The following is a 20,755-nucleotide window of genomic DNA, read 5'->3' as shown; positions in this document are numbered from 1 at the left end:
CGCGGCCGGCGTTCTGGCCGAAGCTCCGCTTCCACGCCTGCCGCTGAAGCTCGGCCAGCTCGGCGAGCGGGTCGCGCTCGTAGTGCCGCATGGTGGTACGCGTACGAAACCCGACGTCAGCCCTCGCTGACGCCCAGCTTCTCCAGGATCAGGTCCTTGACCTTCGCCGCGTCGGCCTGGCCGCGGGTGGCCTTCATGACCGCGCCGACCAGGGCGCCGACCGCGGCGACCTTGCCGCCGCGGATCTTGTCGGCGATGGCCGCGTTGCCCGCGATGGCCTCGTCGACCGCCGCGCCGAGCGCGCCGTCGTCGGAGACGACCTTCAGACCGCGCTTCTCGACGACCTCGTCCGGGGTGCCCTCGCCGGCGAGGACGCCCTCGATGACCTGACGGGCCAGCTTGTCGTTCAGGTCGCCGGAGGCGACCAGGGCCGACACGCGGGCGACGTCCGCCGGGGTGATCGGGAGCTCCTCCAGGGAGACGCCCTGCTCGTTGGCGTTACGGGCCAGCTCGCCCATCCACCACTTGCGCGCCGCCGCGGCGTCCGCGCCCGCCTCGATGGTGGCGACGATCGGGTCGACCGCACCCGCGTTGAGGATGGCCTGCATGTCCACCTCGGACACGCCCCACTCCTCGCGCAGCCGGTTGCGGCGCACCCGCGGCAGCTCCGGAAGACCCTTGCGCAGCTCCTCGACCCACTCGCGGGAGGGGGCCACCGGCACCAGGTCCGGCTCCGGGAAGTAGCGGTAGTCCTCGGCGTTGTCCTTGATGCGGCCGGAGGTGGTCGTGCCGTCGTCCTCGTGGAAGTGACGGGTCTCCTGCACGATCGTGCCGCCGGCCTCCAGGACCGCCGCGTGGCGCTGGATCTCGAAGCGCGCCGCCCGCTCCACGGAACGGAGCGAGTTCACGTTCTTCGTCTCCGAGCGCGTACCGAAGGTGGTGGACCCCTTCGGCATCAGCGACAGGTTCACGTCGCAGCGCATCTGGCCCTTGTCCATGCGCGCCTCGGAGACGCCCAGGGCACGGATCAGCTCGCGCAGCTCGGCCACGTACGCCTTGGCGACCTCGGGCGCGCGCTCGCCCGCGCCGACGATCGGCTTGGTGACGATCTCGATGAGCGGGATGCCGGCCCGGTTGTAGTCGAGCAGCGAGTGCGAGGCGCCGTGGATGCGGCCGGTCGCGCCACCGATGTGGGTGGACTTGCCGGTGTCCTCCTCCATGTGGGCGCGCTCGATCTCCACGCGGAAGACCTCGCCGTCCTCGAGCTGGACGTCCAGATAGCCGTTGAAGGCGATCGGCTCGTCGTACTGCGAGGTCTGGAAGTTCTTCGGCATGTCCGGATAGAAGTAGTTCTTCCGGGCGAAGCGGCACCACTCGGCGATCTCGCAGTGCAGCGCGAGGCCGATCTTGATGGCGGACTCGACGCCGACCGCGTTGACGACCGGGAGCGAGCCCGGCAGGCCGAGGCAGGTCGGGCAGGTCTGCGTGTTGGCGTCCTGGCCGAGCTCGGTGGAGCAGCCGCAGAACATCTTCGTCTTGGTGCCGAGCTCGACATGGACCTCCAGGCCCATGACGGGGTCGTACTCGGCGAGCGCCGCTTCGTACGACAGCAGTTCAGTGACAGTCACGGTGGAACTTTCCCTCTCAGCCCAGCAGGACGTCGTCGTCGCCGAGGCGCTTCAGCTCGCGGTACAGGATCGCGAGGCCGGTGACGATGGCGGCGGCGGACACGGCGGCGTCGACCAGACGCAGCATGTCACCGTCGCTGCGGGCCAGCTTGGCCTGCTTGGCGACGCTGACCGCGCCGAACGCGGTGGTGGCCAGCGACACGTACACGCCGGTCTTCGACTTCTTGAAGTTCTTCGCCTTCTTGGCCATGGCGTTCACAGCGACGGAGCCTCCTCGATCAGCGGGTGCCCCCACCTTTCCACGAAGGCGGCCTCGACGGCGGCACCGACCTTGTAGAGGCGGTCGTCCTTCAGGGCGGGGGCGATGATCTGCAGACCGACCGGGAGACCGTCCTCCGGCGCCAGGCCGCAGGGCAGCGACATGGCGGCGTTGCCGGCCAGGTTGGTCGGGATGGTGCACAGGTCCGCGAGGTACATCGCCATCGGGTCGTCGGCGCGCTCGCCGATCGGGAAGGCGGTGGTCGGGGTCGTCGGGGAGACGATCACGTCGACCTGCTCGAACGCCTTCTCGAACTCGCGGGTGATGAGGGTGCGGACCTTCTGGGCCGAGCCGAACCACGCGTCGTAGTAGCCGGAGCTCAGGGCGTACGTGCCGAGGATGATGCGGCGCTTGACCTCGGGGCCGAAGCCGGCCTCGCGGGTGAGCGCGGTGACGTCCTCGGCGGACCGGGTGCCGTCGTCGCCGCTGCGCAGGCCGTAGCGCAGGCCGTCGAAGCGGGCCAGGTTGGAGGAGCACTCCGACGGAGCGATCAGGTAGTACGCGGAGAGCGCGAGGTCGAAGGACGGGCAGTCCACCTCGACGATCTCGGCGCCCAGCGACTTCAGCAGCTCGACGGACTCGTCGAAGCGCTGCATCACGCCGGCCTGGTAGCCCTCGCCGCGGAACTGCTTGACGACGCCGACGCGCATGCCGGCGACCGAGCCGTTGCGGGCCGCCTCGACCACCGGCGGGACCGGCAGGTCGATGGAGGTCGAGTCGAGCGGGTCGTGCCCGGCGATGGCCTCGTGCAGCAGCGCCGCGTCGAGGACCGTACGGGCGCAGGGGCCGCCCTGGTCGAGGGAGGAGGAGAACGCCACCATGCCGTAGCGGGAGACCGCACCGTAGGTCGGCTTGACGCCGACGGTGCCGGTGACGGCGGCCGGCTGGCGGATGGAACCGCCGGTGTCCGTGCCGATGGCCAGCGGGGCCTCGTACGCGGCGAGGGCGGCCGAGGAGCCGCCGCCGGAGCCGCCGGGGATACGGGTCAGGTCCCAGGGGTTGCCGGTGGGACCGTAGGCGCTGTTCTCCGTGGAGGAGCCCATCGCGAACTCGTCCATGTTGGTCTTGCCCAGGATGACCACGTCGGCCGCCTTGAGCTTCTTGACCAGGGTGGCGTCGTACGGCGGGATCCAGCCCTCGAGCATCTTCGAACCGACCGTCGTGGGCACGCCCACGGTGGTGAAGATGTCCTTGAGCGCCAGCGGCACACCGGCGAGCGGGCCCAGCTTCTCGCCGCGGGCCCGCTTCTCGTCCACGGCACGGGCCTGGGCGAGGGCGCCCTCGCGGTCGACGTACAGGAAGGCGTGGACCTTCTCGTCGACGGCCTCGATGCGGGCGAGGTGGGCCTCGGTCACCTCGACGGCGGTGAGCTCGCCGGAGGCGATCTTCGCCGCGATCTCGGCGGCGGTGAGCTTGATGATGGTGCTGTTGTCCGTCATGACGTTCTTAGTCCTCCCCCAGGATCTGCGGCACCTTGAAACGCTGCTGCTCCTGGGCCGGGGCGCCGGAGAGCGCCTGCTCGGGGGTGAGCGACGGACGGACCTCGTCCGCGCGCATGACATTGGTCAGCGGCAGCGGGTGGGAGGTCGGCGGTACGTCTTGGTCGGCGACCTCGGAGACGCGGGCGACCGCGCCGATGATGTCGTCGAGCTGACCGGCGAAGTGGTCGAGTTCTTCGGCCTTCAGCTCCAGACGCGCCAGCCGTGCGAGGTGTGCGACCTCCTCGCGCGTGATGCCAGGCATGCGGATCCTCACGGGGTGAGTTTGTTGGTGTTGGCCCAATCCTATGGGGCCCGCACCGCTGCCCGTGAAACGGTTTGCCCCCGGGGGCGGCCCGGGGGCGGGGACGGGGCCCGCCCGGGGGCGGCCCGGGGGCGGGGGCGAAGCTCGGACGGGGGCGGGGACGGGGCTACGGGACCACGTGGCCGGAGGGCTGTTCGACGTCCACGATCGCCGGGGCCGCTGTGGTGCCGGTCGCGTTCGCGGCGGCGGCCGCGGCCGCCGCGTTCGCCGCGATCTCGGCGGGGCGGCGCCAGCCGTGCTCGCCGCGGGCCAGCAGCCAGGCGGTGGTCTCGGCGGGCGGCATGGCGGCGGCGACCAGCCAGCCCTGGACGGCGTCGCAGCCCAGGTCGCGCAGCCGCTCCCAGGTCTCGTCGTCCTCGACGCCCTCGGCGACGACGAGGAGGCCGAGGGAGTGGGCGAGGTCGACGGTGCAGCGGACGATCTCGGCGTCCTCGGTGTCCACGGCGAGCCGGGCGACGAAGGAGCGGTCGATCTTCAGTTCGCTCACCGGGAGGCGGCGCAGGTGGACCAGGGAGGAGTAGCCGGTGCCGAAGTCGTCGAGGGACATCTTGACGCCGTGGCCGGTGAGCCCGGCCATGGTGTCGGCGGCCCGCTGCGGGTCCTCCAGGAGCACGTGCTCCGTTATCTCGAGCTGGAGCGCGCCGGCCGGCACGCCGTGGCGGGCGAGGCGGGCGGCGACGGCGCCGGCGAAGCCGGGGGTGTGGACGTCGCGCGGGGAGACGTTGACGGCGACGGGCACGTCGAGGCCCTGGGCGCGCCAGCGGGCCACCTGGGCGAGGGCGGTCTCCAGGACGTACTCGGTGAGGTGGGGCATCAGGCCGGAGGACTCGGCGATGGCGATGAACTCGTCCGGCGGGACCTTGCCGCGCTCGGGGTGGACCCAGCGGACCAGGGCCTCCAGGCCGGCGACCTGGCCGTCGAAGCGGACCTTGGGCTGGTAGTGCAGCTCGACCTCGCCGGCGTCGAGGGCGCGCCGCAGGTCGCCGAGGAGGCCGAGGCGGTCGGGGGTGTTGGAGTCGCGCTTGGACTCGTAGACCTCGACGCCGGTGCGGTCGCGCTTGGCCTGGTACATGGCGACGTCGGCGCGGCGCAGCAGTCCCTCGGCGTCGAGGGCGTGCTCGGGGAAGACGGCGACGCCGGCGCTGGCCTCCAGGACGAGGGTGAGCCCGTCGAGGTCGAGCGGCGAGGACAGCTCGGCGACGAGGTGGCGGGCGACGCGCTGGGCGCTGGTGGTGGAGTCGGCGGTGGGCAGCAGGACGGCGAACTCGTCGCCGCCGAGCCGGGCGGCCTCGGCGCCCCGGGGCAGGGCGAGGCGGAGCCGTTCGGCGATCTGGAGGAGCAGCCGGTCACCGGCGAGGTGTCCGAGGGTGTCGTTGACCGAGCGGAAGCGGTCGAGGTCGATCAGGACCAGGGCCGAGCGGACGCCCTCGCCCTCGGCCTCCTCCAGGGCGGTCCAGGTGCGCTCCAGGAGCCACTGCCGGTTGGGCAGTCCGGTGAGCGGGTCGCGAAGCTGCTCCTCGGCGCGGGCGCGGGCGATCCACAGGGTGGAGTCGAGCGCGATCAGCGGCACGGCGAAGAGCGGCAGCAGCGGGGGCCGGGAGGCGGCGACGACGCAGATCAGGGGCGCGATGCCGAGCAGGGCGACGGCGACGAGGCCCTGCCGGACCAGGGCGGTGCGGGCGACGGTGGGCAGCGCGCCGCCCTGGGGGGCGAGGGCGTACCACAGCAGCAGCCGGGTCGCCACAAGATAGGCGACGGCGGCGAGCGCCACTTCCGGTACGTCGGCGATCCCCCAGTCGAGGGGTCGCCAGGGTGCCGCGACGGTCGGCACGTCCCCGAAGGTGGCGAGGACGAGGGCGGCGGCGCCGGTGCCGATGACGTCCACGGCGCCGTGCAGCAGGCCCTGGCGCCAGCGGTGGCGGCGGGCGGCGGCGACGAGGACGACCACGGTGAGGGACACCAGGGAGGCGGCCACCCAGCCGTAGAGGAGCAGGACGGCCAGGGTGAGGGCGGCGCCGGAGCCGGTGCCGCCCCACCAGCGGTCGCGGCCGAGCGCGACCAGGTGGCCGACGATGAGGCCGGTGAGGACGGCGAGGGACCAGCCGGCGGCTCCGCCGGGGAAGAGTCCCTCGCCGGTGCTCAGCGCCCGGTACAGTCCGGCGGCGAGCACGACGGCGGCGATGCCCACCAAAGCTCCGGGCAGCCCGGAGGTGATGCCCACGAACGCCGCGCGGCCCTGGGGCCGTGCGACCGGGGCGGCACTCTCGGTCGGTTTCATTCCCGTCCCTCTCACAGCCGGCGGTGCCGTCGCATCGCGGGGCCGTCGTCATGCCACTGGGCCGTCGTCCCGTCGCGTGCCGTACCGCGTGTTCTGCTCCTGCGCGCCGGCAGGGCTCTCGCACGGCCGTGCGCGACGGACGCACGGTCACCACACTAGGCCGAGGAGGGCTGCTACGGGCACCGCTCTCCATGTCTTGCCCGAATGCGACCAGGCCACCCGTAACGATCTGGTATGCGCCGAACGGGTGAGCCTCGGCGGCCCGTCGGAGGGTTACCCGGCGACCGGCAGTGCGACCTCCGCGGCGGCTTCGGGACCCTGTTCGAGCAGCACCGCGAACCCTTCCTCGTTCAGAACCGGAACCTTTAGCTGCATGGCCTTGTCGTACTTCGAGCCCGGGTTGTCACCCACAATGACGAAGGCGGTCTTCTTCGAAACGGAACCGGTCACCTTCGCACCCAGGGCTTGCAGGGACTCTTTTGCGCCATCCCTGGTGTAGTTCTGGAGCGTTCCCGTCACCACCACGGTCAGACCGTCCAGCGGACGCGGCCCCCGCTCCTCACCGGCACCCTCGTCCTCGAAGCTCACCCCGGCCGCACGCCACTTGCGCACGATCTCCCGGTGCCACTCCTCGGAGAACCACTGCTTCACCGCCGCCGCGATGATCGCGCCGACCCCCTCGGTGTCCGCCAGCTCCTTCTCCGTCGCCTGCTCGATCCGCTCCAGGGAGCGGAACTCGCGGGCCAGCGCCTCGGCCGCGACCGGACCCACATGGCGGATCGACAGACCGTTGAGGAACCGGGCCAGCGGACGCGTCTTGGCCGCCTCGATGTTCGCCAGCATCGCCAGCGCGTTCTTCTTCGGCTCGCCCTTCTGGTTGGCGAAGACCGAGACGATCTTCTCCTCGCCCGTCTTCGGGTCCCGCTTGGGCAGCCCGCTGTCCGGGTCGAGGACATACGCCTTGATGGGCAGCAACTGCTCGATCGTCAGATCGAACAGATCGCCCTCGTCCTTCAGCGGCGGCTGCGCCGGCTCCAGCGGGCGGGTGAGCGCCGCCGCCGCGACCATGCCGAAGTTCTCGATGTCCAGGCTCTGCCGGCCCGCCAGATAGAACAGCCGCTCCCGCAACTGCGCCGGACACGTCCGCGCGTTGGGGCAGCGCAGATCGATGTCCCCCTCCTTCATCGGCTTCAGCGGCGTCCCGCACTCCGGGCACTCGGCCGGCATCACGAACTCCCGCTCGCTGCCGTCCCGCAGGTCCGCCACCGGCCCCAGGATCTCCGGGATCACGTCACCGGCCTTGCGCAGCACGACCGTGTCCCCGATGAGCACGCCCTTGGCCTTCACCACCTCCTGGTTGTGCAGGGTGGCGAACTCGACCTCCGAACCGGCCACCGTCACCGGCTCCACCTGCGCGTACGGCGTGACACGGCCGGTGCGGCCGACACCGACCTTGATGTCGAGCAGCTTGGTGTTGACCTCCTCCGGCGCGTACTTCCACGCGATGGCCCAGCGCGGGGCGCGCGCCGTGGAGCCGAGCCGGCCCTGGAGCGGGATCTCGTCCAGCTTGACGACGACGCCGTCGATCTCGTGCTCCACCGAGTGCCGGTTCTCCCCGAAGTACGCGATGAACGCGCGCACCTCGTCGAGACCGGACACCACCTTGTTGTGCCGGGCGGTGGGCAGACCCCACTCCCGCAGCAGCGCGTACGCCTCCGAGAGCCGGGAGATCTCGAAGCCCTCCCGGGCGCCGATGCCGTGCACCACCATGTGCAGCGGGCGGGTCGCCGTCACCTTGGGGTCCTTCTGGCGCAGGGAACCCGCCGCCGCGTTCCGCGGGTTGGCGAAGGGCTTGTCACCGGCCTCCACCAGACGCGCGTTCAGCCCCTCGAACGCCTCCATCGGGAAGTAGACCTCGCCGCGGATCTCCACGAGATCCGGGATGCGCTCGCCGCGCAGCCGGTCCGGGACGTCGGCGATCGTCCGCACGTTCGGCGTGATGTCCTCACCCGTACGGCCGTCGCCGCGGGTCGCCGCCCGGGTCAGCCGCCCGTGCTCGTACGTGAGGTTCACCGCCAGGCCGTCGACCTTGAGCTCGCACAGGAAGTGGTGGTCGCTCGCGCCGACGTCCTTGGCGACCCGCTCGGCCCAGGCCGCCAGCTCCGCGTCGTCGAACGCGTTGTCCAGCGACAGCATCCGCTCGCGGTGCTCCACGGACGCGAAGTCCGTCTCGTACGTCCCCGCGACCTTCTGGGTCGGCGAATCCGGCGTCCGCAGATCCGGATACTCCTCCTCCAGCGCCTCCAGGGATCTCAGGAGCTTGTCGAACTCCGCGTCGCTGATGACCGGCTGGTCCTTCACGTAGTACCGGAAGCGGTGCTCCTCGACCTGCTCCGCCAGCTCGGCGTGCTTCTCCCGCGCCTCGGCGGGGGCCCCCTGCTCGACTGCCACCGTTCCTCGTCCTCCCGTAGCCTGAAAGCCGGTCACCTTGCCGTCACTCTGGGTTGTCCGCGAGCGATCGTGCCGCCCGGGCGCAGTGGGCGAGGGCCTTGCGGGCGTACGCCGGCGAGGCACCCGCGAGACCACAGGTCGGGGTGACCACCACGGACTCGGCGAGAGTCCCCGGATTCAGCCCCAGCCTGCGCCACAGCGTCCTGACACCCATGACGCTACCGCCCGGGTCCGACAATGCCCCCGACGCCGGGTCCGTCGACGGCACCACACCGGCGAAGAGCACGGTCCCCGCCTCCACGGCCTCCCCGATCGGCTCCTCGTCACGCTCGGTGAGCAGTCCGAAGTCGAACGACACGCCCGCGGCCCCGGCCCGGCGCAGCAGCGCGAACGGCACGTCCGGGGCGCACGAGTGCACCACCACCGGCCCGTCGTGGACCGCGATCACGTCCCGCAGCGCGCTCTCCACCACCTGCCGGTCCACCGCCCGGTGGGTGCGGTAGCCGCTGGCGGTACGGACCTGGCCGCGCAGCACGGCGGTGAGCGAGGGCTCGTCGAGCTGGAGCACCGGCCGCGCGCCCGGGACCCGCCTGCGGAGCTCGGCGAGATGTCCGCGCAGTCCCTCCGCGAGCGAGGCGGCCAGGTCCCGGCAGGCACCCGCGTCCCCGAGGGCCGCCTCGCCGCCGCGCAGCTCGAGGCCCGCGGCGAGCGTCCACGGCCCCACCGCCTGCACCTTCAGCGGCCCCTCGTACCCCTGGGTGAACTCCTCCAGGGCGTCCAGGTCCTCCCCCATCCACGACCGCGCCCGCCGCGTGTCCCGCCCCGGCCGGTCGCTGATCCGCCAGCCGCTGGGCTCCACGTGCGCGTACAGCTCGACCAGCATCCCGATCGTCCGCCCGATCATGTCCGCCCCGGGCCCCCGCGCGGGCAGCTCCGCCAGGAACGGGAAGTCCTCGAAGGACCCGGCGACGGTCTTGGCGGCCTCCCGGGCGTCCCCACCGGGCATGGACCCGACGCCGGTGGCGGGGCCCCAAGGGAAGTCGTTCTTCTCGCTGTCGTGGCTGATGGCGCTGTTGTCGGTCACTCCGGCAGGGTACGTGCCGTGTGCTCCAGGACCTCGCGGGTGGCGAGGGTGACGGGGTGGTCGGCGCCGAGGACGCGGGTGCGGGCTTCGAGGACGGCGGTGAGTTCGGGGAGGGCGCGGTCGGGTGGCAGAACGGTGGCGAGGTTGAAGCGGGTGGCGAGGGTGAAGGGGTGCTCGGGCCCGAGGAGCCGCTGCCATGCCTCGAACACGGTCCGCAGCTCCGCGCCGGCCTCGTCCAGTTCGCCGAGTTCGCGCAGGAGGCAGGCGCGGCTCTCGCGGGTGACGAGGGTGTCCTGGTGCCACGGACCACGCGTCCGGGTCTCGGCGGCCAGCACCACCGCCATCTCGGCCAGGGCCTGCTCGATCCGGCCCAGGCCCGCGAGGTCCATCGCGAGGTTGTGGTGCGTGACGAGGGTCAGCTCGTGGTTCGGCCTCAGGACGAATATGCGGGCCATGAGGACCTCGGTGTTCTCGGCGAGGGCGCCCTCGAAGTCACCCGTCAGCCGGCGGGCGACGGCCCGCTCGTGCCGGACCGTGAGGGTGTACGGGTCCCGGTCGCCGAGCGCGTCCGTGCAGTCCTCGACGAGCGCGTCGAGAACGGCGAACGCGTCCCGGCCGCGGCTGAGGCCCAACAAGGCGCGGCCCTCTTCGAGGCGGGCCTGCCGGGCGACGGGGTGACGCTCGGTCAGGTCGGCCACGGCCCCGTCCCGTACGGCCCGTCCGGCCTCGGCAGCCTCCAGGACCAGCCCGCGCGTGGCCAGCGAGCGCACGGCGAGCACGGCCGCCTCCCAGACCTCCGGCGGAGTGCCGGGCCCGAGTCCGTCGAGCAGGTGCGGCACGAGCGCCGGCCACATCCGCCCGTGGTCCTCCGGCACCCCGAGAGTGAGGGCCGACGCCGCAGACAACCGCTCCCGCTCCCCCCGGTACGCGTCCCGCACCAGCGGATGCAGCGTCACCACCGGCTCCCCGTCGGTCCGCAGGGACGCGAGGCCGAGCCGGTCCAGGGCCTGGAGGCAGGTCCACAGCTCCCCCGGCGGGATGTCGACCCGCTCGGGGGCGAAGACCCGCAGCGGTACGGGCGCGTCGGCGAAGCCGGCGAGGAGGCGGAGCAGGGTCTCCGCGTGGACGTGGCCGCGGTCGCGGAGCAGGTGGAGGGACATCGCCCAGATACGGGCGAGGGTGCCGTCCCCGTCGACGGTGACGTCCCCCGTACCGAGGGCGTCGAGGTACGCGGCGTACGTGGCGGGTTCGCCGGGCGTACGGAGGAAGGCGGGGCGCTCGGCGACCGAGGCCAGGTAGCGCCCGGCGCTGTCGAGGGCGAGCGGCAGGCCCCCGAGCCGTACGGCGAGCCGCTCGGCGTCGGACGCGGACCCGGCCTCGGGGGTGGCCCGGTCCGCGAGGACGCGGGCGCCGTCGGGACCGGGCAGGGCGCCGAGCCGGTGCAGGACCGGCCCGGTTCCCCAGGCGGCCGGGTCGCCGTCGCGGGTGGTGACGAGGACGAGCCCGCCCGCCCCGGCCGGGGCGCGGACCCAGCCCGTACCGGCGGCGAGGGAGCCGGGCCCGTCGAGGAGGGCGAGGTCGTCGGCGTTGTCGAGGACGAGGAGCCAGCGGCCGGGCAGGGCGGCGAGGCGTTCCCACAGCAGGTCGGCGGTCTGCCCGGCGGCCAGCTCGTCCTCGCGCAGCCCCAGGCGGCGGGCGACCACGCGCAGACCGCCGGCGAGCCGACCGGCGTCCTGGGCGGCCACCCACCACACGGGCGCGCCGTCGCGGGTGAGGCGGTCGGCGGCCTCCAGGGCGAGGCTGGTCTTCCCGGCGCCGCCGAGCCCGTAGAGGACGTGGGTGCCGGTGGCGCCGAGGAGCAGGTCGAGCAGGTCGCCGCGCCCGCGCAGCGGGGTGCCTCGGCGTCCGAACGGCGGGGCGACGGTCACCTCGTCGGCCGGCGGCGGGGCCTGGTGGACGACGAGGTTCTCGATGTGCCCGGCCTGGACGACGGTCCCCTGTGTGCCGCCCGATACGACGTTGCCGCCCGCCCCCGTGGTCATCGCGTCGTCAGCGCCCCGGCCGGACCGTCAGGTCGTTCACCTCGGCGTCGCGCGGCAGGTCGATCGCCATGACGATGGTCGTGGCCACGGACTCGGGGTCGATCCAGCGCTCGGGGTCGTACTCCTTGCCCTCCTGCTGGTGCACCTTCGCCTGCATGGGGCTCGCGGTCCGCCCCGGGTACACGGACGTGACCCGCACCCCGTTGCCGTGCTCCTCGTGGCGCAGCGAGTCGGCGAGCGCCTTCAGGCCGTGCTTGGAGGCGGCGTAGGCGCTCCACTCGGCGTGGGCGTTGAGCCCGGCGCCCGAGTTCACGAAGACGACGTGCCCCTTGGAGACGCGCAGTTGGGGCAGGAAGTGCCGGGTCAGCTCGGCGGGGGCGACGAGGTTGACGTTGAGCTGGTGGTGCCAGGTCTTGGGGGTGAGCTCACCGACCGGCCCGAGGTCGACGACGCCCGCGATGTGCAGCAGCGAGTCGACCCGCTCGGGCAGGCTCTGGTGCGAGAACGCCCACGACAGCCGGTCCGGATCGGCGAGGTCCCCCACGAGCGTGCGGGCCCCGGGAAACTCGGCAGCGAGCTCCTTGGCCCGCCCCGCGTCCCGCGCGTGCAGCACGAGCTCGTCCCCGCGCGCGTGCAGGCGCCGCGCGACGGCGGCGCCGATGCCGGAACCGGCTCCGGTGATCACATGAGTAGCCATGGGACTCATGTTCTCAGGGAAGGGGCGCGGCGGCGGACCAGAAGGCGGAACGGACGTTCGGGGCGGGGATCCGGCCGAGGGGGTGGGCGGGGCCGTTGGGCGGGGTGGTGGGGTCGGCGACGGCGGACTTGGCGACGCAGGGGGTGTCGGCCCTGAAGACGATCTGCCCCTCGTAGCCGACGGTCAGGGTGAGCTGGAACCCCTCGGGCGTCTTGGCGAAGATCGCCGGCATCTCCTGGTCCCGGTTGACGCCGGTGATGTCGTACCCGCTCTTCTTCCAGAAGCGCTCGACCACTCCGAGGAAGGCGCCTCGCCTCTGCTCGGAGATGATCGTCATCACCTTTCGGCGACGCGTCACCGTACAACTGCCGCTGGTCCAGGTGTGGTGGGTCCACTGGATCTCCGGTACGACAGCCTTGATGGTCGCGTCCAGCAGCGAGTCGGCGCGGGCCGCCGCGGCCTGCATGTTCATGTCTCCCCTTGCTCCCCGGTCTCTCGGTGTTCCGCAACCCGCGAGCACCACGCCCGCCAGGAAGACGAGGAGGGCGGCACGAGCTTGTCGGACCGGTCGCCTCATCGGTGTTCCTCCTTGCTGATCCTGTGGGAACTCCCGCCGACGATCAGCGCGATGTTGTTGGCCGACTCCGCGTCCACATCTGGCGTGAAGTACTGCGAATGGGCCTGAAAAAGACCCCCTTCCACCACCATGCGAGGACCGTCGTCCACCTCGAAGCGCCGCGCCCCGAACGCCTCGCTCGCCGGGTCCTTGCCGAAGTAGACGTCGTCGTTCCCACGGTCGAGCAGGTCCCTCGCGACCAGGACGCCGGTGGATCCGCCGAGGTGCATGCCGACGGCGGATTCCGTCTTGGAGGGGAGGTGGGTGACCGGATCGTTGTCCGCCGCCCCGACGAAGACGTGCTCCTTGCTCACGCCGAGGTCCTCGGCCCTGTCCACGCCCACACCCGGGCTGCCGAGCAGGATGACGTCGTCCACGCCGGGGATACCGCCCGACTGCCGCGCGGCCGTGCCCACGGTGAGGGACCCGTACGAGTGGCCGATGGCGGTCACATGTGGGTCCGGGTGTGCGTTCGTGGCGGAGAGTCCGGCCATGAACCGGTTGTACGCGGGGGCTCCGCGCTCGGCGTCGCCCGTGAGCATGACGTCACCGTGCTGGGGCGCGTCGTAGCCGAGCCAGACGATCGCGGCGCTGGACGGGTCGACGGACCGCGCCCCCTTGGCCGTGTCCTGGGCCCGCACCATGGTGTCGTCGACGAATCCGGCGTCCAGCTTCGTCCCCAGGCCCGGCACGTACGCCGACACGTTCCGCGACGTGTCCGGGTCCCCGTACGCCACGATCGCGCGGCCGTTGCCCTCCGTTCCGATGCCGAGCAGGAGCATCGGCGGGTCGCTTGGCCGGGCCAAGGTGGCCTGGATCTTGCGGAGCGCCTCCAGCTTCGTCTCCGCGTCCCCGCCGCCCGTCCGCTCCAACTCGGCGATCAGCAGCGGCAGGTAGCGCCGGTTCGCCTCGTCCCGTACGGCGGCGGGGATGCCGTCCAGGTTGCCGATCAGGTCCGGGGCGATGTCGAGGTACTCGCGGCGCTGCTCCTCGGGGAGGGCGTCCCACCATGCCTTGCGTGCGGCGGGGCTGCCGTCCTTCGGGACGGCGGCGGCGAGGTGGTGGCCGGCGGTGTCGCGGACGGCGGCGGTGTCCCGGGCGACGTCCCGCAGGGTGGCCTCGGTGACGTCGAGGCCCCCGGCCGCGCGCAGGGCGTCCAGCGTGCGGGCGTACCGGGCGTCGATGGAGGCGGCCGCGAGGACGGCCCGGCCGATGCGGTCGGCGATGTCCTGGGCCTTCTCGGCGTGCGGGTTGAGCGGCCCGAGCGGGGTGGCGTCGGCGAAGGGGGAAGGGTCGCGCAGGAGCCGGACGCGGGCCAGGCCGCCGGGCGCCTCCTGGTCTCCGAAGGCGGTCCGGACGGGCGCGGCGGGGTAGGCGACGGAACCGTCCTCGTGGACGGTGAACCGCAGGGCTCGCGCCTCCTCCAGGGCCAGTTTCACCTGGCGCTGGGGTTCGGCCAGATCGCCGGCCAGGCCGTTGAGGGCCGTGCGGGCGAGCCCGCACTCCGTGTGCAGGTACTGGAAGTTGCGGCTCAGGCGGCGGAGCCTGGCGAGGGCGGCCTCGGCCGACTCGCTGCACTGGGTCTCGCGGAGCTTCGCGGACATCGCGCGGTCGACCCGTACACGGTCGGCGTCCGCGCGGCCGGAGACCTGGTGCCAGGCGTCGCCCGCCTGCTCGAACTCCGCGAGCCGGAGGTCCCTGAGCTGCCGCCAGGTGAGAGCGGTCCCGCTCATCGCCGCCCTCGCCCCGCGAAGGAGTTCCCGACGGCGCTGTCGGTCTCGCCCATCTCCCTGGCCACGGTGAGCAGCGCGCCCCGCAGGGCCTCGCACTCGTCGCGTACGGCCGCGAGCCGTTCCTCCCAGGACGTCCGTAAGCCGGCGAGCGCGGCGACGGCGGTCAGTCCGGCCGCGGCGGGCGCGCCGGCCGCGAGGCCCTCGTGGCCGCGGCCGAGGGCGGAGCGGCTGGTCTCGGTGCTCGTACGGAGTTCGGCGGCGGTGGCGGAGGCGCGGCTCCAGGGCCCGCCGCTGTGTCTGAGCTCCCCGACCGCACCGGTCCTCGGCCCGGACGACTGCTGCCGGCACACCGCTTGGGACACGGCTCCCCCGCTCTCGACGGCGACCCCTCGTCGCTCCAGGGCGAGGAGGCTAGCGCAGCCGCGTCCGCTCGTACGCAGTCGCGAAGACTTCCCACCATCGAACCTGCTCAGGCGGCCGTACGGGCGTGCGATCCGCGATTGCGGGCGCAGATCGTCAGCTTCGCACCCACGACTCCAGGTAGGCCAGCGCCTCCGCCGCGTCCTCCGCGAAGAAGACCAGGTCGGTGAGCGGGACCGGCAGGAAGCCCTCTTCCTCCATGCGGCGGAACTGGGTCTTCAGGCCGTCGTAGAAGCCGGCCGCGTTGAGGAGGACGACGGGCTTGGTGTGCTTGCCGTGCTTCTTCAGTTCCAGGATCTCGGTGGCCTCGTCGAGGGTGCCGGTGCCGCCGACCATGATCACGACGGCGTCGGACCTGGCGAGGAGGAGGGCCTTGCGCTCGGCGAGGTCCTTGGCGAACACCATCTCGTCCGCGACCGGGCGGGCCTTGGCGGCGAGGAAGTCCACCGAGACGCCGACCAGGCGTCCGCCGGCCTCCTCGACACCGTCCGCGACGACCTTCATCAGGCCGGTGTCGGACCCGCCCCAGACCAGCGTGTGGCCGCCCTTGCCGAGACGGGTCGCGAAGTCCCGGGCCGGGGCCGTGTACCGCTCGTCGAGGTCGGCGGCGGACAGGAAGACGCAGATGTTCATGCGCTCCACCGTAGGCCCTCGCACCGACAGCGGGATTTTTCCGGGAAGTTCGGCCGCCGAGCGATGAGTTCCCGCGGCGGCGCCGGTCTGCCCTTCCATGGACGAGGTGAAGACCACTCTCTGCCGGGCCCGGGGCCTGGTCAGGTCGCAGGACGGGACGCGGATCGCCTACGAACGGTACGGGGAGGGGCCGCCGGTGATCCTGGTGAGCGGGGCGCCGGGGGCGGCCGGGGGCGAACGGCCGCTGGCCGGGCTGCTCGCCCGGCACTTCTCGGTCGTCGCGTACGACCGGCGCGCCGCCGCGGACCGCGTGGAGCGGGAGATCGAGGACCTGGCGGCGCTCGTCGACGCGGTGGGCGGCCCGGGCGGTACGGCGGCGGTGCACGGCACGGCGTCCGGCGGGGCCCTCGCGCTGGCCGCCGCGGCGGCCGGGGTGCCGGTCGGGCCGTTGTCGGTGTACGAGCCGCCGTACGGCGCGGAGCGGGCGGACGGGCTCGACCGCGTACGCGCGCGCGTGCTGGTGGTCGACGGAGGCGCCAGCCCCGCCCCGACGCGCCGGGCCGCCCGTACGATCGCGGCGGCCGTCCCGCGCGGACGGCACCGCACCCTCACCGGCCAGACCCACGAGGTGGCCCCGCACGTCCTCGCTCCGGTCCTGGAGGACTTCTACGCGCAGGAAGCCGCCGGGGAGTGAGACCGGTCCGGGCCCCGGCCTCGCCTCAGGCCCGCCTCGGGCCGGGGCCCCGCCTCGGGCCCCGGCCTCGCCTCAGGCCGGCCGCGCCCGCCTCACGTCTCACGCCTCGGCCGGGGCCGTCGCGCGGCGGATCGTCGAGGCGATCGTGGCCGAGCCGACGACGCGGGTGCCGTCGTAGAGGACGATCGCCTGGCCGGGGGCGACCCCGCGCACCGGCTCGTCGAAGGTGACCTTCAGCTCGCCGGCCTCCATCACCGCGCTGACCGGCGTCTCGCCGCCGTGCGCGCGGAGCTGGGCGGTGTAGCGGCCGGGGCCCTCGGGGGCGGTGCCGCACCAGCGGGGCTTGATGGCGGTGAGGCCGGTGACGTCGAGGGCCTCGGCCGGGCCGACGGTGACGGTGTTGTTCACCGGCGAGATGTCGAGGACGTAGCGGGGCTTGCCGTCCGGGGCGGGGTGGCCGATGCGCAGGCCCTTGCGCTGGCCGATGGTGAAGCCGTACGCGCCCTGGTGGGTGCCCACCTTCGTACCGGACTCGTCGACGATGTCGCCCTCCGCCGTGCCCAGGTGGGAGGCGAGGAAGCCCTGGGTGTCGCCGTCGGCGATGAAGCAGATGTCGTGGCTGTCGGGCTTCTTCGCCACGGCCAGGCCGCGGCGCTCCGCCTCGGCCCGGATCTCGTCCTTGGTGGTGAGGGTGTCGCCGAGCGGGAACATGGCGTGCGCCAACTGCTTCTCGTCGAGGACGCCGAGGACGTACGACTGGTCCTTGGCCATGTCGGAGGCCCGGTGCAGCTCGCGGGTGCCGTCCTCGCGCAGCACCACGGTCGCGTAGTGGCCGGTGCAGACGGCGTCGAAGCCGAGGGCGAGCGCCTTGTCGAGGAGGGCGGCGAACTTGATCTTCTCGTTGCAGCGCAGGCACGGGTTGGGCGTGCGGCCCGCCTCGTACTCGGAGACGAAGTCCGCCACGACGTCCTCGCGGAAGCGCTCGGCGAGATCCCACACGTAGAAGGGGATGCCGATGACGTCGGCGGCCCGCCGGGCGTCGCGCGAGTCCTCGATCGTGCAGCAGCCCCGCGCTCCGGTACGGAAGGACTGCGGGTTCGCGGAGAGGGCCAGGTGCACGCCGGTGACGTCGTGGCCGGCCTCGGCGGCGCGGGCGGCGGCGACGGCGGAGTCCACTCCGCCGGACATGGCGGCGAGTACCCGGAGGGGTCGGGGCTGGGTGCGCGGCGGCGGGGTCTGAGTCATAGCCCTACCAGGGTACGGGGCGCCGGGAACCGGGGTCGTGCGAGTGAGCGTTCTCGCTCACATGGGGAAAAAGGCGAGGGGCGGGGCGGCGGGGCGGAGCACCGGCCGCGGCGCGGGGCGGCGGGCGTTCCTGGTGGGCGGCACGGTCGCGGTGGTGGGCACGGTCGCGCTCGCGCGCGAGGAGCTGGCCCGCTTCTGGTGGCGGCTGCCGGGGACGGAGAAGGAGCGGGTCGAGGGCGAGCTGGATCACAAGGGCGCCGAGTGGACGGGGGCCTCGCGGGCGAACTGGCGGCGGGCGGACCGCCCGGACGACTTCACCATCGACCGGGTGGTGATCCATGTCGTGCAGGGCAGCTACGCCTCCGCCGTGAAGGTTTTCAAGGACCCGGGGCACGGGGCCGCCACGCACTACGTCGTGCGCAAGGACGGGCACGTCGCGCAGATGATCCGGGAGCTCGACGTGGCCTTCCACGCGGGGAACCGGGACATGAACGAGCGGAGCATCGGCATCGAGCACGAGGGCTTCGTCGACCGGCCGCAGGACTTCACGGCGGCGATGTACGGGGCGTCGGCGCGCCTGACGGCCGGCATCTGCGCCCGCCACGGGATACCCGTGGACCGTGAGCACGTCATCGGGCACGTGGAGGTGCCGGGGACGGACCACACGGATCCCGGTCCGCACTGGGACTGGGACCGCTACATGGCGCTCGTGCGGCGGGAGCGGGCGAAGCTCGGCCCGGCGGGCCCGGTCAACTGAGGCCGGCCGTCCGGGCGCGCTCCACGGCCGGGCCGATCGCCTCCGCGACCGCCGCCACGTCCTCCTTGGTGGAGGTGTGGCCGAGGGTGAAGCGCAGGGTGCCGCGGGCCAGGTCGGGGTCGGTGCCGGTGGCGAGCAGGACGTGACTGGGCTGGGCGATGCCGGCCGTGCAGGCGGAGCCGGTGGAGCATTCGATGCCGGCGGCGTCGAGGAGCAGCAGGAGGGAGTCGCCCTCGCAGCCGGGGAAGGTGAAGTGGGCGTTGGCGGGGAGCCGGTCGACCGGGTCGCCGCCGAGGATGGCGTCGGGGACGGCGGCGCGGACGGCGGTGACGAGCTCGTCACGCAGGCCGCCGACGGTGCGGGCGAACTCCTCGCGGCCCTCGGCGGCGAGCCGGCCCGCGACGGCGAAGGCGGCGATGGCGGGGGCGTCGAGGGTGCCGGAGCGGACGTGGCGCTCCTGGCCGCCGCCGTGCAGGACGGGTACGGGGGTGTGCTCGCGGCCGAGGAGGAGCGCGCCGATGCCGTAGGGGCCGCCGATCTTGTGGCCGGAGACGGTCAGGGCGGCGAGTCCGGAGGCGGCGAAGTCGACCGGAATCTGACCGAATGCCTGGACCGCGTCGGCGTGCAGGGGGACGTCGAACTCGGCCGCCACGTCGGCGAGTTCGCGGATCGGCATGATGGTGCCGATCTCGTTGTTGGCCCACATGACGGTGGCGAGGGCGACCGACTCGGGGTCGCGCGCGACGGCCTCGCGCAGGGCCTCGGGGTGCACGCGGCCGTAGTGGTCGACCGGCAGGTACTCCACGGTGGCGCCCTCGTGGCCGGCGAGCCAGTCCACGGCGTCGAGGACGGCGTGGTGCTCGACGGGGCTGGCCAGGACGCGGGTGCGGCGCGGGTCGGCGGCGCGGCGGGACCAGTAGAGGCCCTTCACGGCGAGGTTGTCGGCCTCGGTGCCGCCGGAGGTGAAGACGACCTCGCTGGGCCGGGCCCCGAGCGCGCCCGCGAGCGTCTCGCGGGCCTCCTCGACAGTCCGCCGGGCGCGACGGCCGGCCGCGTGCAGCGAGGAGGCGTTGCCCGTGACGGCGAGCTGGGCGGTCATCGCCTCGATCGCCTCGGGGAGCATGGGCGTGGTCGCGGCGTGGTCGAGGTAAGCCATGGTGGGAACGATTCTACGAGGCGGCTCGGGCGGCTCCGCCGGGTGGCTGGATCCAGTATCCGGTTCGGCATCGGAGAGGGGCGAGCGGATATCGGATATCGGATCCGATCACCGGGTGGATACCGGGTTCTGGGTATCAGGGATCGGATGTTGGATATTGGATATTGGATCCGATCACTGTCGGGAGATCGGATCCGCTTCAGCCGTGGGACCCGGGTCCGGTGCCGGCGGCCTGATAGAGAGCGGCGGTCTCCCTCGCGACCTCGGCGACGTAGGCACGGGCGGCCGGTGGGGTGAGGACCTCCAGGCTGGCGCCCATGGCGAGGAGCGGCCGGAGTTCGCCGAGCTCGGCGAAGGCCAGTTCGAGGGTGGTCCACTCCTCGGCGGCCCGCGGCGGGGGCGGGGTGGTGAGGCGGTCGCCGTGCAGGCGCAGGAAGCGGTCGTAGCGGTCGCGGTGGACGCGGGCGGTGACGACGAGATCCGCCGGACGCTGCTCGACGCGGGTGCGCAGCACGTCCCAGACGTCGGCGAGTTCGACGCCGGGCCGGCGCCGGACGGGCTCGTCGAGGAGCTCGGCGCGCTGGACGCGCTCGGCGCGGAAGAGCCGGGGTTCGGCGTCGCGGTCGGCCACGAGGTACCAGACGCCGGCCTTCACGACGAGCCCGTACGGGTCGACGGTGTACGTCTTCGCGGCGGGGGCCCCGCTGCCGCGGTAGGTCAGGGCGAGCCGGCGGTCGGCGAACACGGCCCGGTGGAGGACGTCGAGGTCGACGTCGGCGCGCGGCCCGCTCATCCAGCGGTCCGGGTCGACGAGGATGCGGCGGCTGGTCAGCTCGGCGGCCGGGCGGTGCGGGGCGGGCAGCGCGGCCATCACCTTGCGCAGCGCCGACGCGAGCGCCGCGTCGAGGCCGAGCGCGCTGTGGGCACCCTGGGCGGCGAGCACGAACAGGGCGCGGGACTCGTCGGCCGTCAGGCCGGTGACGTCGGTGCGGTAGCCCGGGAGCAGGGCGATGCCGCCGTGCCGTCCCCGCTCCGCGTAGACCGGGACGCCGGAGGCCGAGAGGGCCTCGACGTCCCGGTAGATGGTGCGCACCGACACGTCGAGCCGTTCGGCGAGCTCGCTCGCCGGCACGAGCCCCCGGGTCTGGAGGAGCAGGAGCAGGGACAGCAGCCGGTCGGACTTCACCCACCGGACTCTC

At 73.2% G+C, this 20,755-nt stretch carries 18 protein-coding genes; 2 read left to right on the top strand and 16 right to left on the bottom strand.

Annotated features, from left to right (window positions below):
- Window positions 1–116: 116 nt before the first annotated feature.
- The 13 genes from gatB to ABZ135_RS16355 all read right to left on the bottom strand — a co-directional run bounded on the left by gatB (window position 117) and on the right by ABZ135_RS16355 (window position 15,704).
- Window positions 117–1,628 carry an Asp-tRNA(Asn)/Glu-tRNA(Gln) amidotransferase subunit GatB gene (gene gatB / locus ABZ135_RS16415; RefSeq protein WP_356696169.1) on the bottom strand — a complete coding sequence of 504 codons (1,512 nt, stop codon included), beginning with the start codon at window positions 1,626–1,628 and terminating at the stop codon, window positions 117–119.
- A 16-nt stretch (window positions 1,629–1,644) separates the two neighbouring features.
- Window positions 1,645–1,878 carry a hypothetical protein gene (locus ABZ135_RS16410; protein WP_356696183.1) on the bottom strand — a complete coding sequence of 78 codons (234 nt, stop codon included), beginning with the start codon at window positions 1,876–1,878 and terminating at the stop codon, window positions 1,645–1,647.
- 5 nt (window positions 1,879–1,883) lie between these two features.
- Window positions 1,884–3,386, bottom strand: a complete 1,503-nt coding sequence (gene gatA, locus ABZ135_RS16405) for an Asp-tRNA(Asn)/Glu-tRNA(Gln) amidotransferase subunit GatA (protein ID WP_356696167.1) — start codon at window positions 3,384–3,386, stop codon at window positions 1,884–1,886.
- A 7-nt stretch (window positions 3,387–3,393) separates the two neighbouring features.
- Entirely contained in the window at window positions 3,394–3,690 is a 297-nt protein-coding gene (gene gatC / locus ABZ135_RS16400; protein WP_010984178.1) for an Asp-tRNA(Asn)/Glu-tRNA(Gln) amidotransferase subunit GatC, read from the bottom strand.
- A 166-nt stretch (window positions 3,691–3,856) separates the two neighbouring features.
- A complete protein-coding gene (locus ABZ135_RS16395; RefSeq protein ID WP_356696165.1) occupies window positions 3,857–6,028 on the bottom strand; it encodes a bifunctional diguanylate cyclase/phosphodiesterase in 2,172 nt (723 codons plus the stop codon).
- 273 nt (window positions 6,029–6,301) lie between these two features.
- A complete protein-coding gene (gene ligA / locus ABZ135_RS16390) occupies window positions 6,302–8,479 on the bottom strand; it encodes an NAD-dependent DNA ligase LigA (RefSeq protein WP_356696163.1) in 2,178 nt (725 codons plus the stop codon).
- A 43-nt stretch (window positions 8,480–8,522) separates the two neighbouring features.
- Window positions 8,523–9,563, bottom strand: coding sequence for a methionine synthase (locus ABZ135_RS16385; RefSeq protein WP_356696161.1), 1,041 nt, complete (start codon window positions 9,561–9,563; stop codon window positions 8,523–8,525).
- Window positions 9,560–11,605 (bottom strand): tetratricopeptide repeat protein, encoded by a 2,046-nt coding sequence (locus ABZ135_RS16380; protein WP_356696159.1) that lies wholly within the window; start codon window positions 11,603–11,605, stop codon window positions 9,560–9,562. The genes ABZ135_RS16385 and ABZ135_RS16380 overlap by 4 nt, the downstream gene beginning before the upstream one ends.
- A gap of 7 nt (window positions 11,606–11,612) precedes the next feature.
- Complete coding sequence (locus ABZ135_RS16375) at window positions 11,613–12,311, bottom strand: SDR family oxidoreductase (protein WP_356696157.1); 699 nt, start codon at window positions 12,309–12,311, stop codon at window positions 11,613–11,615.
- A gap of 4 nt (window positions 12,312–12,315) precedes the next feature.
- A complete protein-coding gene (locus tag ABZ135_RS16370) occupies window positions 12,316–12,774 on the bottom strand; it encodes a hypothetical protein (protein WP_356696155.1) in 459 nt (152 codons plus the stop codon).
- Window positions 12,775–12,875: 101 nt separating this feature from the next.
- Complete coding sequence (locus tag ABZ135_RS16365) at window positions 12,876–14,651, bottom strand: alpha/beta hydrolase (protein WP_356696153.1); 1,776 nt, start codon at window positions 14,649–14,651, stop codon at window positions 12,876–12,878.
- The gene (locus ABZ135_RS16360) at window positions 14,648–15,013 is read right to left on the bottom strand and encodes a hypothetical protein (protein ID WP_356696151.1); all 366 of its coding nucleotides are present in this window, start codon (window positions 15,011–15,013) and stop codon (window positions 14,648–14,650) included. Before ABZ135_RS16360 ends, ABZ135_RS16365 begins: the two co-directional genes overlap by 4 nt.
- Window positions 15,014–15,167: 154 nt before the next feature.
- Entirely contained in the window at window positions 15,168–15,704 is a 537-nt protein-coding gene (locus tag ABZ135_RS16355) for a TIGR00730 family Rossman fold protein (RefSeq protein ID WP_356696149.1), read from the bottom strand.
- Between the two features lie 97 nt (window positions 15,705–15,801).
- On the opposite strand from ABZ135_RS16355, the gene ABZ135_RS16350 reads away from it, so the two are divergent.
- A complete protein-coding gene (locus ABZ135_RS16350) occupies window positions 15,802–16,398 on the top strand; it encodes an alpha/beta fold hydrolase (RefSeq protein ID WP_356696147.1) in 597 nt (198 codons plus the stop codon).
- A 99-nt stretch (window positions 16,399–16,497) separates the two neighbouring features.
- Here ABZ135_RS16350 and mnmA read toward each other — a convergent pair whose 3' ends face one another.
- A complete protein-coding gene (gene mnmA, locus ABZ135_RS16345) occupies window positions 16,498–17,643 on the bottom strand; it encodes a tRNA 2-thiouridine(34) synthase MnmA (protein ID WP_356696145.1) in 1,146 nt (381 codons plus the stop codon).
- A gap of 61 nt (window positions 17,644–17,704) precedes the next feature.
- Here mnmA and ABZ135_RS16340 point away from each other — a divergent pair, with 61 nt between their 5' ends.
- On the top strand, window positions 17,705–18,400 hold the full coding sequence (locus tag ABZ135_RS16340) for an N-acetylmuramoyl-L-alanine amidase (protein WP_356696181.1): 696 nt from the start codon (window positions 17,705–17,707) through the stop codon (window positions 18,398–18,400).
- On the opposite strand, the gene ABZ135_RS16335 is transcribed toward ABZ135_RS16340, so the two are convergent.
- The gene (locus ABZ135_RS16335) at window positions 18,393–19,556 is read right to left on the bottom strand and encodes a cysteine desulfurase family protein (protein WP_356696143.1); all 1,164 of its coding nucleotides are present in this window, start codon (window positions 19,554–19,556) and stop codon (window positions 18,393–18,395) included. The two genes, ABZ135_RS16340 and ABZ135_RS16335, sit on opposite strands and share 8 nt — an antisense overlap.
- A gap of 199 nt (window positions 19,557–19,755) precedes the next feature.
- A complete protein-coding gene (locus ABZ135_RS16330; RefSeq protein ID WP_356696141.1) occupies window positions 19,756–20,742 on the bottom strand; it encodes a YafY family protein in 987 nt (328 codons plus the stop codon).
- Window positions 20,743–20,755: the final 13 nt, after the last annotated feature.

Origin of the sequence: Streptomyces sp. NPDC006339, from assembly GCF_040612775.1 — a bacterium.
GTDB lineage: Bacteria > Actinomycetota > Actinomycetes > Streptomycetales > Streptomycetaceae > Streptomyces.
The sequence above is the reverse complement of the archived record's forward strand: the minus strand, read 5'-3'. Positions and strand labels throughout refer to the sequence as shown.